13 protein-coding genes are annotated in these 12493 nt (G+C 38.8%); all 13 read right to left on the reverse strand.

Annotation, left to right across the window (positions count from 1 at the left end; all coding sequences use genetic code 11):
- Positions 1-2: 2 nt before the first annotated feature.
- Complete coding sequence (locus LCX93_RS11310; RefSeq protein ID WP_226066373.1) at positions 3-503, reverse strand: c-type cytochrome; 501 nt, start codon at positions 501-503, stop codon at positions 3-5.
- Positions 500-1114, reverse strand: a complete 615-nt coding sequence (locus LCX93_RS11315; protein WP_226066374.1) for a c-type cytochrome — start codon at positions 1112-1114, stop codon at positions 500-502. Before LCX93_RS11315 ends, LCX93_RS11310 begins: the two co-directional genes overlap by 4 nt.
- An 8-nt stretch (positions 1115-1122) precedes the next feature.
- Entirely contained in the window at positions 1123-1866 is a 744-nt protein-coding gene (locus LCX93_RS11320; protein WP_226066375.1) for a 4Fe-4S dicluster domain-containing protein, read from the reverse strand.
- 25 nt (positions 1867-1891) lie between these two features.
- A complete protein-coding gene (locus LCX93_RS11325) occupies positions 1892-3106 on the reverse strand; it encodes a nitrous oxide reductase family maturation protein NosD (protein WP_226066376.1) in 1215 nt (404 codons plus the stop codon).
- A gap of 1 nt (position 3107) precedes the next feature.
- The gene (locus tag LCX93_RS11330) at positions 3108-3893 is read right to left on the reverse strand and encodes a cytochrome C (RefSeq protein WP_151899397.1); all 786 of its coding nucleotides are present in this window, start codon (positions 3891-3893) and stop codon (positions 3108-3110) included.
- Between the two features lie 171 nt (positions 3894-4064).
- Positions 4065-6671 carry a Sec-dependent nitrous-oxide reductase gene (nosZ, locus tag LCX93_RS11335; RefSeq protein WP_226066377.1) on the reverse strand — a complete coding sequence of 869 codons (2607 nt, stop codon included), beginning with the start codon at positions 6669-6671 and terminating at the stop codon, positions 4065-4067.
- A gap of 107 nt (positions 6672-6778) precedes the next feature.
- A complete protein-coding gene (locus LCX93_RS11340; protein ID WP_226066378.1) occupies positions 6779-7732 on the reverse strand; it encodes a hypothetical protein in 954 nt (317 codons plus the stop codon).
- Positions 7725-8393 (reverse strand): Crp/Fnr family transcriptional regulator, encoded by a 669-nt coding sequence (locus tag LCX93_RS11345; protein ID WP_226066379.1) that lies wholly within the window; start codon positions 8391-8393, stop codon positions 7725-7727. The genes LCX93_RS11340 and LCX93_RS11345 overlap by 8 nt, the downstream gene beginning before the upstream one ends.
- Before the next feature lie 7 nt (positions 8394-8400).
- Complete coding sequence (locus LCX93_RS11350) at positions 8401-8850, reverse strand: DUF8479 domain-containing protein (protein ID WP_226066380.1); 450 nt, start codon at positions 8848-8850, stop codon at positions 8401-8403.
- Between the two features lie 71 nt (positions 8851-8921).
- Positions 8922-9530 carry a YeeE/YedE thiosulfate transporter family protein gene (locus LCX93_RS11355; protein WP_226066381.1) on the reverse strand — a complete coding sequence of 203 codons (609 nt, stop codon included), beginning with the start codon at positions 9528-9530 and terminating at the stop codon, positions 8922-8924.
- Positions 9520-10032, reverse strand: a complete 513-nt coding sequence (locus LCX93_RS11360) for a YeeE/YedE thiosulfate transporter family protein (protein ID WP_226066382.1) — start codon at positions 10030-10032, stop codon at positions 9520-9522. The genes LCX93_RS11355 and LCX93_RS11360 overlap by 11 nt, the downstream gene beginning before the upstream one ends.
- Positions 10033-10159: 127 nt before the next feature.
- Entirely contained in the window at positions 10160-10678 is a 519-nt protein-coding gene (gene infC / locus LCX93_RS11365; protein ID WP_193150632.1) for a translation initiation factor IF-3, read from the reverse strand.
- Positions 10675-12483 (reverse strand): threonine--tRNA ligase, encoded by a 1809-nt coding sequence (thrS, locus tag LCX93_RS11370; protein ID WP_502988714.1) that lies wholly within the window; start codon positions 12481-12483, stop codon positions 10675-10677. Before thrS ends, infC begins: the two co-directional genes overlap by 4 nt.
- Positions 12484-12493 lie beyond the last annotated feature (10 nt).

Genomic DNA, 12493 nt, shown 5'->3' on the forward strand with positions numbered 1-12493 from the left:
TTTTATTCCTGTTTCACTGCTTGTGCTCTTGCCGGAAACTCACCTATTTCATTGGCAAACCTGCGTAAATCCTCTTGTGTCATATGAATTAAAAGCCCTTTCATCACCAGGTTTTCTTTTCTTCCCGATTTAAAGTCTTCAAGTTTTTTATAAATTGTCTCTGCACTTTGTCCAAAGAGCTTCGGTCCCATCAGTTTTTTTCCATACTGCATACCGCTGCCGTCTACACCGTGACAGGAAGCACATTTGCTTTTGTATGCATCACTTACTTTAAAACCTGCAACATTGCCGGCCTTTTCCCGCAGTGCGCTTAATGCTTCGTTCTCTTTTTCTCTGTCACTCTTTTCCTGCGGTTGGCTCTCTTGTACAGCAGCTGTTCTGCTGCCGATATCTGCAATAATTTTTCCGTGTTCGCCTCCGTTGTATGCCCCTCCGTTCATAGCCGTCCATGCCATCAGCCCAAAAATCACCAAGGTTAAAATGCCTACTGTTATATTTTTCATTCTCTGCCCCTCATCTTGTTAATCTCTTTGTTAAAGGCATATATTTCATCTGCCATAGCTCTAATCTGTTCGTCACTCATCATCTGAATAAGGTCATTCATCAAAGGATTGGACTTCTTCCCGGTTTTAAAATCCTGAATTCTATTATATATATAGTCCGCTTTTCTCTCCAGGAGCGACGGTCCGATAACCCCGTTTGCATAATCATTGTGACAAGGTGCACACCTGACAATAAAGTTTTTGCTTAGTTTTTTTACCAGCATCGTGACCTGAATCTGTTCATAGGGGCTGCGTACATGTAAATTGGCATCAATATCTGTGCGTTTTTTTGTATTGACTTCCTGCACACTCTCTTTCTCTCCGTAATCATAATAAAACGAGTTATTCTGTGTTTTTCCATTCTCCTGCCTGGCAACTTTCACCGCATGCGCATTTTTATTTTCAACTATTTCAATCTTTGGACTGCTCTTTTGATTTTTAGCAGACACAGATTGCTCTTTTTGTGTTCTGTCCTCTTTTGAGTCACTGCATGCGCTTAAAAGTGTCAGCAAGACCAACGACGAAGTAAGAACAAAACCCTTCATACTCTTTTTTCTTTTATCTGTTTTCATGGGATTTCCTATGTTGTTTTTTCATAATACTGCTCGTATGTTACTCTTGGTTTGACGATTATCGACGGTTTTTGCGTCGGGCAGACCTCCTGACAGGCTCCGCATCCTATACACCCGTCATATATTTCGGGACGCTTCCCTCCCTGCGCATCCGGAACCATGGCGATGGCACTTAAAGGATTGGGAACCGGGCACATATCGGCACACAGAGTACACTCTTTCCCCTCGTACCCGTCAAATTTTTCAAGAAGCTGCAACTCCTGACTTGTCACATTGTTGACAGAGGCGGTAAAGGCTTTCATCTTGTCATTGTAGCCTTTTGGTACCGGAGTATTTGTCATTGCCAGACAGGTATCCGGAAATTCCAGTACGGCAACTCCCATCTGAATATCTTCGGGTTTTGAGCAACTGTGGTCCAAAGCACCACTTGGACAGGCCAGCACACAGGGAACGGCATCACAGGCATAGCATCCTCGGATATTTGCATCTATGTAAGGCGTCCCCTCGCCTGCTCCCTTAGTAATATCTGCCAGTTCTATAGAGTGGTACGGGCATACCTGCAGACACTGCCCGCATTTAATACATAAACCTAAAAACTCTTTTTCAGGAACCGCCCCCGGCGGACGAAGCCGATTTTCTTTTGCCTGTAAATACGGGCTAAAAACAATACCGCCTCCAAGAACCAGTCCCAAAACACCCAATGTAGAGTATTTTATAAATTCTCTTCTGTCTGTTTTTACTTGCTTTGCCATAGTGTTCCTTTTTTGTTAACTTGAGTCATAATGGTTTTACCACTCTAGGTTTTTTGTCTTCCATCAAAAAAAGCGGTTTCGTAAAAGGTGCTAGTTTTGCCAAAAAATTAAGAAGTGAGATAACCGGTGAAGCATAAAAAAACTTCACATTAGAGTTATAAACCCATAGTTGGTCAGCATACTGATACACTTTGTGCGGTGTATCGCCTATGCCGTCGTGATTTTTATCAAAACCTTCATATTTGTCCCAGTAATTTCCCGATATCTCATTTTCGTTTGTCTTGCTGCCTCTGCTGTCATTGACGATATCCTCTATATTTCCCTGTATGATATTGTTTTTAATAATATTATTCTCACTGAGCGAGTGAAAATGCATTGCTTCTGCATTGTACAAAATCTTATTGTCCACTATTGTATTGTGTGTTCCAGGCTCAAAAGGGGATCTGTCTATATAAAGTCCCTGCGCACAGTAGATGACAGTATTGTCTTTTATCGTAAAATTGGAGGCATCTTTTAAGCCTATGCCCATTCCTGTGGCACCCTGAGAGCTTTTAATCACATTGCCCACGGCTATGGAGTCTTGCGAATACATAAAAAATATACCCACAGAATTGAGTTCGTAGTAATTGTTTTTTATAATATTTTTCCCCGCATACATAAAATGCAAAGAGTATCTGCCGTCTTTTCCAAAGTTCTCCTCAATCAGATTTCCGTGAGAATACCAGACAACCATATCCCGTGATTTGATCAGTCTGTTGCCCCGGACAATATTGTCATTGGAATACCACAGCTTTAAGCCATCTCCTCTGAGTCCCAAAGCAAAAGGTTTTGAACTGATGGTGTTGTTTTGGATGATAGAGTTGTTGACCATTTGCAGATCGATGCCAAACAGACAGTTTTTGATTGTACAGTTGCTTATCTCGCACTGTTTGGACTCACTCATTGCAATGGCTGCATCAACATTTTCATGTCTGTCTCCACTGTTGACGATTGTTAAATTTCTCAATGTCACATAGGAGCTTTTGCTTGTTATAACCGTCCCGTTGTTTTCTCCGTCTATAATTACTCCCTCTTCCTGCCCTATAATAGAGAGCGGTTTGTTAATGACAACAGATCCTTTGTATATACCTTTTGGAAGTTTCAGAATTGAGCCTGCAGGAGCTTTGTCTATAGCCTCTTGCAGAATATTTGCATTTAATCCGTTACAATACAAAAGCAATACAAATATTCTTAGAAGCATTTTATTTCTCTTCCATCTCTTTAAAAGCTTTCTGTTTTGCAAAGAAAGCTAAAATACTGAAAAAACTGATAAGCAACAGCATGTAAAAGCCGATGGTTGGGTAGGAGTGTGTCGTAAACTGCGCTATTTTTCCGTCACCAAAAACAGTCGGCATAAAAGGTTTGATTTTAAAAGCGCCCCAGTCATGCAGACTGTGACCAAAATGGTACAGCCAGTAGGAGTAGTCCGCTATAAATATAAGCGGCAATGCGGCAGGAATCAGCATAATATAGTTAAAGATTTTTTTATCATAGGCTATAAACAAAATAATTCCCAAAGAAAGAAATAAAAGAGCATAAATTCCGATTGCACGTTCTATATGACCGCCTGCCCACATAGGGTCCATACCCACATAGTGGTTGATTGTGTTCATTTCATGTACTTCTCCGCTGTATCCGTCAAAATGAAAAAAGACAGGTATTCCCTCCGGAAACGCCTCTTTCGGATAATTTGGAGCTTCGAGAGAAACCGCCCAGATAGGCAGAGATGCCGGACCGATTTCAGCCCCTTCTTCTATCATCTTCTCTAAATTGTTACGGGCGTCTTTGGGTGTTGCAACGCTTTTATATCTTCCTTTGTTGTATAGATTCCATACACTTTTACTGACCGATGAGACTTCATTTGCCTTTCCTTCTTCTATCTTATTCAAGGTTCCATGAAAAGCTATCATTGGCAGTGTAAATGAAAATGTTAAAATCAGTAAAGCTATTGTGGCAAATATTTTCGCTTTTATGAGACTTGGATGCATATTTTATTCCTTTCCATACGCTTTTGTATATATTTATAAGTGATTATAAACTTAAATATAGACTTAGTTAATTGTATCTAATTGTTTGGGGTAAATTTAATGATATATATCAATTTTTCATTGTGGAGGAGGAAAAAAGTATTCCTCCTCCCTGTTGACATACTGTTGTGTTTAGAACAGATTTGCATTCTCATCGACCCATTTCAGGTATTCAATGATATTTTTGACTTCTTTTTCACTCATATGCTGATTTGGCATTTTTAGATTAAAATAATCTATCATGCTTTTCACATACGGATCATTATATTTTGAAGCAGGGTTCATGATAAAATCTTTTACCCATTTTTCAGCATTTTCATGACGGAGTAAAACACCTGTGAGGTCTGGTCCCGAAGATACTTTACCGATAACATGACAACCGCCACATCCGCCTTCGCCAAATGCCCGTTCACCCGCCGCCGCCGCAGGAGACTGTTTTGTTGCAACTTTTTTTACCAACAGATCTTTGGCACGGATACCGACATCTGCCGTCTTGACCATATACTGCCAAATCATATTTTCAAAAAGAATTGCTTTTTCGTAATCACCTTTTTTGACTGCTTCGTCAGCTTTTTTCTTCTGCTCAGCAATTTTTCCGTACTGGTCAAGCGCATCTTCTACAAGTGCTTTGACTGTAGGATATTTTTCGTAATGGTTTTCCTTTAAAAATTTCACAACGGACTGAATAACCGCATCTGTTGCATTGTTCACAGCTACAGTTTTTTCATACTCCGCTTTCAACTCGGCTTTAGACATTTTTTTCATCTTAAGTTTTTGTGCGCTGACATATTTCTTGTTTGGATCTTTGACCATCAAATAACCCATCATTTCTAAGTGAAGGGCAGAACAAAACTCTGTACAGTAGTAAGGGAAGACACCCTCTCTGTCCGCTTTGAATTTAAGTTCTACAGTCTCTCCAGGTTCTAATGATCCGTGCACATTGTAGTTATCCACTGTAAAACCGTGTGTCTCATCTTCTGCTCTTTCAAGATTTGTCAGATAAAAGATTACAGTATCTCCTTTGTTCACAGTAACCCGTTCAGGATTAATATGCGAACGCACCAATGTACCGTAAATATATACTTTATTGCCTTTTCTTACAATTCTTTCCTGTCCTGCAAGCGTTTTTCCTACATGCATTTTACCCGTTTTCGGATTTGTACCCATTTTGTAGCGTACTTCAGGATGCAGTTTACTCGCACGAATTGCAACAGCCTGGTGCGGTTCACCCAATGGAATCGGCATATCATACAAAAGATCCATTTTCTTTCCACGAATATCAATCAACTGATGATTTTGCGGATGCAAAGGACCAACCGGATTAAATCTGTCAATAGCAAGTTTGTTTAAAGAAATAACATACTCTCCCTGCGGATCAGCCGATTTTCCTTCCATACTACACAGGTGACCGACGTTATAATGGACATTCACCTTATCAAGCACTTTCAATGTTTTGTAGTTCCATTTCACAATTTGTGAATCCACATACAGCGATGTATAAATTTCACCGTTTTTCCAGTCTTTACCATACTGGTTGTGCAATGGTCCCAGTCCCAGCTCAACTTGACCGTGTAAAGATTTTTTCATATCCAGAATAGGAATCCCGTAAGGATCTTTTCCCGCATATTCATGGTTATCAATCAATTTTTTGATTTTACTCCATTTAAAAACAGAAGCATGTGTATCAAGTTTTCCACAGATAGTGATGTATTCACCATCAGGAGAGACATCAACACCATGCGGAGATTTTGGTTCAGGAATCAAAAAAAGCGCATTATTTGCAACGGCTACACTCATAGGAATAACTTTCATTCCGTTGACAACTTTTACATTTTTTTTGTTTTTTGAGAGTTGATAGAGCTTTTTCCAATTGTATACATGTAAAAAGTCAGTATCATTTCTACTCATCCCTGCCTCAAACGGTGGCATTCCGACTTCTATACCGCCTGTGTACATCTCTGTATTGAAAGAGTTTGTAAAACCCCATCCAAAAGAGGCGCCTTTTCCTGCATCACTCAAATCCTGCATATAAGGAGGCATCTCAATCGTAAATGAATCTTTTGGTTTGATACGACCGATTTTTGGATCAAAACTCCATACAGTCACACCGCCTCGATATGTCTCTTTATACTCTTCTATCGGATGATAGTTATTGTCATACGGCGCAGCGTACTGACATGCTTCTAAAATATGTTTTGAGTTTGGCGTAAAAAAAGAGCCGCCGTGTTCTGATTTGAAAACGGGATTCACAACAATCTGTTTGGTTTCAAAATCGTTTAAATCAATCACAGCCAGACGAGGATTTGCCTTATCGTTGATAATAAGCCATTTTCCGTCATACACTCCTTTTGTCTCAGAGAGTGCCGGGTGGTGTGTGTCTCCCCAGGTGATTGATTTTCCCCGGATTTTTCCCTGTGCCAGGATTTTTTTGGAATCCTCGTCATATCCGTATCCCTGCCATGGTTCCGGCGTAAATACGGCAATATATTTTAATATTTTCATAGATGGAACACCGTAGACAATTATCTGTCCGGACTGTCCACCAGAACTAAATACAATAAATTCATCTCTGCCACCGCTTGGTGTGTATGTTTTTGCAGCATGAATAATATCGCTTTCCGTCAGTCCCCTTGCCTTCATAACTTTTTGCAGTTCACCGCCGATAGCTGCCGATGCAACAGTCGCCATCAGTGAAGTGCCTAAAATAAGTGAAGTCAGCTTACTTAAATGAGTAGCCATTGTATTCTCCTTTTTTTTCATTTTGAGAGATTTTCCCAAATGATAGAAAAATCTTAATACACAAAAGCATCTAATAATTTGACCTTGGTCAAATTATAGAATTAATTTTATTTTTTAAAGTTGTCCAAATGTATTTTCAGAGAATGAAGTTTTTGCAGAGATGTAGTGAGTTCTTCCAAAGATTCAATAAGAATATCCTCCTTTTTTACCAAATTTTTGTCAAGTCTGTTTTCTTCATCCATCACAGCAATTAATTCCAGCAAATCTTCTATACTTTTTTCTGTCTCTTCCAGTGATTTCGAAGCAGCCTGGATGGACTTGCTCGAATTTTCAATTGATTTGTCTATCTTTTGGACAAGAAAATTAAAAGCGTCTGCGGCCTGTGTCACATCAGCAATACTGCTCTTCTCTTCTATCGGCTCCACACCAAGTACCGTTGATTTTTGTACAATTTTTTTAGAAGTACGGAGAAATTTCTGAATAAACCCAAGCAAAGATTTTAACTGGGAAAAAAGGTATAAAAGCAAAAGAAGCAAAACAGCAAACAGTGTAATTTGAATAGTTTTATTTTTATGCTGCAGTGTGTCAAAATATTTTTTATGCATTTTTATCAGTTTGTTAAACTCTACTACAAGTTGCAGGTTTGTATCATAGATATCTTTGACCAGTTTATCAATAACAATGTTTGTATAGCCGTTTTGTACCCGGGAGGCATCTCTGAATTTTTGCACAAGCAGATAAAAATTATTCCACAGGGAAATAATTTTTTCTGATTCCTGTTTGATGTCTTTTGAAAATATCTTATCGAGTATCTCATCCTTGTTGTTCATATTCTCAACAAAAGACTGTATATATTTGTTTAACTCTTCCACTGAAGCATCTTTGTTTTTATACATAAAAAAGATATTTTTCGCAATCTCCTGTGTAAATGCTTTTTGTTCATTAATCACTTTCAAAAGTCTCAAATTTGCTTCATTATACGCAGCAATATGTTTGGAGTACAAGGCAAGCACTATCGAAAGAAAAAAAATCAATGCCCCTAGAAATTTTATTTTAGTCATCAATTTTATCCTTGTATATATTTTGCAAAGCTCTTTGACTGATGATTTTTACCTGCCCGTGTATTATATCAATAATATTATTTCGTTTTAATCTCTTCAGTACACGGGAGAGCGTTGCCGGTTGAATATGCAGCATAAGAGATATCTCATGGCGCTTGAGTTTGTTAAACATTTGCAAATCATCATGAAGCATCATACTGACCTTCGAAACGGCATCAAAGATAAATTCCCGATTGATTAAAGATTGCAACTGGAGTGATCTTTTTACAATTTCCCCCGTAAATTCTTTTTGCAACAGATGTGTTTCTAAAAAATATTTCTTGAATTTTTGATAATTTATACTTAAAACCTGTGAATCTTCAATCAGCTGAATATTTGAAAAAGACCGGAGTTTTTCAGCATCAGTATCCGAAATTTCCGATATCATTGAGTCTGCATATATGTAATGCAACACAACTTCATTATTGTGTTTGTCAATTTTATAGGCTTTTGCCATACCCTCGCACAGAAAAAACAGCTCATTGCACTCTTCATTTTCATACTGAAGCATATACTCTTTTTTATAATGATGCAGGAAGGATATAGATGCGAGTCGCTCAAGGTCTTCCTCTTCCAAAGAGGAAAAAAAATTCTGAGACCGTATAATATTTTTAATCGGCATAAGAGACTTATCGACTGCTTAGATTCGGGCATTTCTCTTGAGTGATTTTAAATCTGAACAAAACTCTGCCTGTTTTTTCACTTTTATAGATATAAAGAGTATCAATTCCGGCAAGCAAAAACTTTTCTGAGGTTTTGCAGACACCTGTTGTGATTGCTTTTTGCATTCTGCTGTGGTCTTCTTTTTGAACAGTTGCATCACTTTTTTTGCCGGTATCAACAACAAATGTATATACCAGTGTGTTCTTGTCATTGATGATGCTTGTGACAGTGGTATATCTGTCAACTTTTTGAGGCAGTGTTTTGGACATCTCTTTTGCCGCGAGTGCGGCTATTTGAATATTTTGTTTTTTCAATTCTTTTAAAGGAAATTCCTGTGTATCCAATTTTGCTGTCCGTGCAGCCAAGAATTGAAAAAAAATGCCAAGCAGTATTACAATAATGTGTATATGTTTCATATCTCTTCCCTTTTTTAGGAAATATTATACACAAGAAAATCCGGTGAAAAGATGATATTTATCAATAAAAACTATGACTCTTTGAGCTGTTGCAGATCAGCCTCATCAAACTCCTGACGCAGGGGAATGACAATACTTACAATAATTAAAATAATACCAAAAACAAAGACACTTAAATTTTCATGCCCGTTAAAATATGAAACCAATGTGGTTTTTCCCAGGCTCTCCCCCATAATACTTTTAAAAAAATCATAATAAAGAGTAAAAACGAGTCCGCCGAATATTCCGCCTATCGCACCGACAAGAACATCTATTCGTCCCTCTGCAATTGAGACAGGTCCTGTTCCCGGACATTTTCCGAGAATTGCCATAGAAATACCAAAAATAGTACCACCTATAACCAAGCCACCCAGAATAATAGGTTTCGGATGATACGAAGCATACCCCGCTTCCACCATAAAATAAAGCCCAATAGATGCCAAACCTATTGCCAAAAAGAGCATTTTAGGCACTACCGTATCTCTGAGCATTGCAAAACCGGCAATTTTCTCAAACTTGTCTACCCTGCTGTACTGAATCAGTACACCAAACACCAGCCCTATCATAAAGACGACAAATACCGAACCGTGCGCTTCATTGGATACGGTCGTGAACATATTTAAAATTCTATCAAACATCATTTGCCTCACTTTTATAAAATATTTTACCGGTAATAATAACACTCAGCAAAACAACTCCGCCAAAAATCATACTGCTGATAGCCGTCTGTGCCATCCCGCTTAAAAAGTGACCACTTGTACATCCGCCTGCCAGACGTGCACCGATTATAAGGAAAAAACCACTGACAAAACTCCAGACAAGCCGCGATATGACTGAAGAGTTTTTATATTTTTTCCAGCCTGTAGGCATAATACTCAAACGAAAAGTTTTTGTGACAAAGACAGAGGTCAAAAAGCCGCCTGTCAACGCACCCAAGAGCATAACACCTTCCCATGCGCCTGCAAAATGAACCTCTTTGAGATAAGGGTATTTTTCGGGACTTAAATCAAAAAGGATCCCTGCAAAATAAGGCACATAAGTTGATGCGCCAAAAGGTCTGTTTGCTCCAAATACCGAAAATGTAAACAGTACCAACAACGCCATTAAAATCCCGGCTAACCACCACGGCATACGTCTAATCATAATAATCCTTATATAATAAATTACATGTAATTATAATACTATTTTTGTTAATTGATTGTTATCTTACTGATAAGAGAAGAAAATAATAAAGCCTTTAGGCTTTATTATGAAGAAAATTGAAAAAGAGTTACTTCTTCGGAACGACATACATATTGTAATAGCGTCCTTCAAATTTTGGAGGTTTTTCCATCACTGCGATGTCTTCAACCATCGGCCAGACCTGCATAAGAACCTCTTTTGCAGCTTCAGGGTGTGCCATTTCACGACCACGCAAAAAGACTCTGAATTTTACATGATAGCCTTTTTCAAGAAACTCTCTTGCATGCTTGACCTTATAGGCAATGTCATTTTCTGCAATTTTTACCGAGAGTTTAATCTCTTTGACAACAATTTTTACCTGATTTTTTCGTTGCTCTTTAAGCTTTTTCTCTTCTTGGTATCTAAACTTGCCATAATCCATGATTTTCGCAACAGGCGGCTTGGCATTTGGAGCAATCAGCACAAGGTCTAAGCCCAATTCATTTGCTTTCGTCATAGCTTCATCAGTAGAGACAACCCCTAAAGATTCGCCTCCATCTACATTACATCTCACCTCTGGAACACGGATGTCATCATTCATGATGACGCGGTCTTTGTTTTTACTCAAAAATTTACCTCATTTATTTTAGTTTGTATAAGCTTCAAGAATTCCTCTTCACTTAAGTTGTACTGCTCTCTAGTTCGTCTGTCACGAATGGCTACAGTTTTGTTTTTAATCTCTTCATCCCCGATGACAACTATCATAGGAACACGGGTTTTTTCTGCAGTTCTGATTCTTTTGTTTAAAGAATCATTCTTCGCATAGATTTCACTATCGGCATTAATATCGATAAGTTTATCTGATAAAAGCTTAGCATATTCTTTATGTGTTTCTGCAACCGGCACAATTGCTACCTGTGTAGGGGCTATAAACATTGGAAATTCCCCGGCATAATGCTCTGTCAAAATCCCGATAAAACGCTCAAATGACCCTAAAATAGCGCGGTGAATCATCACCGGCTGAATTTTGTCATTCTCTTCGCCGTTATACTCCAACTGAAACCGCTCAGGCAGGTTAAAATCAAGTTGAATTGTGCCACACTGCCACTCGCGTCCGATGGCATCGGTGATTTTAATGTCAATTTTTGGACCATAAAAGGCTCCGCCGCCTTCGTCTATCTCATAAGCCAGTTCGTTTTTGTCCATCGCATTTTTGAGTGCCTGTGTAGAAATTTCCCACACCTCATCACTGCCAACCGCTTTTTCAGGTTTTGTCGAAATCATCATTTTGTAGTCAAATTCAAAAGTTGACATAATTTTATCTACAAAATCAACAACTTCGATAATCTGTTCTTCAATCTGATCGGCGCGACAGAAAATATGGGCATCATCCTGGGTAAATTCACGCACACGAAAAAGTCCGTGCAAAGCCCCGCTTGCCTCATGACGATGCACAACACCGTATTCAAAATACTTAATCGGTAAATCACGGTAAGAGTGCAGTTCATCCTCATATACTTTAATATGACCTACGCAGTTCATCGGTTTTACCCCAAACTCCAGTTCATCAATATGGGTAAAGTACATATTCTCACCGTAGTTTTGGTAGTGTCCTGATGTTTTCCATAAATCAGAACGGAGCATTTCAGGACCGCGTACAGGCTCGTATCCGCGTTTTCTGTGTGCTTTAAACAGAAGAGATTCGAGTCTTGCTCTTAAACGTCCGCCTGCAGGCAGCCAGATAGGAAAACCGGCACCGACTTCTTCACGGAAGGTAAAAAGTTTCATCTCGTTGCCAAGCTTACGGTGGTCACGTTTTTCAGCCTCTGCCAGCATTGTCATATGCTCTTTGAGGGCCTCTTTTGTTGCAAATGCTATACCGTATATACGCGTAAGCATTTCATTTTTAGAGTCTCCTCCAAGATAGGCACCTGAGATTTTTGTCAGTTTGAAGTAGCGGATAAGACCGATATTTGGCAGATGTGGTCCACGACAAAGGTCTTCAAACTCCCCCTGTTTGTAAATACTGACCGTATCACTCGGGATTCTTTTCATCACTTCGAGTTTTAAATGGTCATCTTTAAACTTCTCTATCGCTTCTTCTTTGGTGATTTCATATTTTTCTATAGGGTATTTTTTCTTTGCAAAAGAGAGCATCTGCTTCTCAATTTTCTTTAAATCACCCTCACCTATTTCAGCAGATGTTTTAAAGTCATAGTAAAAGCCCTCTTTGACAACAGGTCCCACATAAAATTCAGCATCAGGGTAGAGTGACTTAATAGCCTGAGCCATTAAGTGTGCTGTTGAGTGGCGCAGAACTTCCAAAGATTCAGGAGAGTTATCCAGATGAATCTGTTCTCCTTCAAATCCCAGCTCTTTTGCTGTCTGCGTATCTATAATTTCACCGTCTCTTTTTATAGCAATTTCATTCAAAATATATTTT

Source organism: Sulfurimonas sp. SWIR-19, from assembly GCF_020410885.1.
GTDB classification, from domain to species: domain Bacteria; phylum Campylobacterota; class Campylobacteria; order Campylobacterales; family Sulfurimonadaceae; genus Sulfurimonas; species Sulfurimonas sediminis.

Excerpts from the sequence above, each read along its gene's own strand:
- LCX93_RS11310 (WP_226066373.1), bottom strand. The coding sequence starts at position 503 with ATGAAAAATATAACAGTAGGCATTTTAACCTTGGTGATTTTTGGGCTG.
- LCX93_RS11315 (WP_226066374.1), bottom strand. The coding sequence starts at position 1,114 with ATGAAAACAGATAAAAGAAAAAAGAGTATGAAGGGTTTTGTTCTTACT.
- LCX93_RS11320 (WP_226066375.1), bottom strand. The coding sequence starts at position 1,866 with ATGGCAAAGCAAGTAAAAACAGACAGAAGAGAATTTATAAAATACTCT.
- LCX93_RS11325 (WP_226066376.1), bottom strand. The coding sequence starts at position 3,106 with ATGCTTCTAAGAATATTTGTATTGCTTTTGTATTGTAACGGATTAAAT.
- LCX93_RS11330 (WP_151899397.1), bottom strand. The coding sequence starts at position 3,893 with ATGCATCCAAGTCTCATAAAAGCGAAAATATTTGCCACAATAGCTTTA.
- nosZ (WP_226066377.1), bottom strand. The coding sequence starts at position 6,671 with ATGGCTACTCATTTAAGTAAGCTGACTTCACTTATTTTAGGCACTTCA.
- LCX93_RS11340 (WP_226066378.1), bottom strand. The coding sequence starts at position 7,732 with ATGACTAAAATAAAATTTCTAGGGGCATTGATTTTTTTTCTTTCGATA.
- LCX93_RS11345 (WP_226066379.1), bottom strand. The coding sequence starts at position 8,393 with ATGCCGATTAAAAATATTATACGGTCTCAGAATTTTTTTTCCTCTTTG.
- LCX93_RS11350 (WP_226066380.1), bottom strand. The coding sequence starts at position 8,850 with ATGAAACATATACACATTATTGTAATACTGCTTGGCATTTTTTTTCAA.
- LCX93_RS11355 (WP_226066381.1), bottom strand. The coding sequence starts at position 9,530 with ATGATGTTTGATAGAATTTTAAATATGTTCACGACCGTATCCAATGAA.
- LCX93_RS11360 (WP_226066382.1), bottom strand. The coding sequence starts at position 10,032 with ATGATTAGACGTATGCCGTGGTGGTTAGCCGGGATTTTAATGGCGTTG.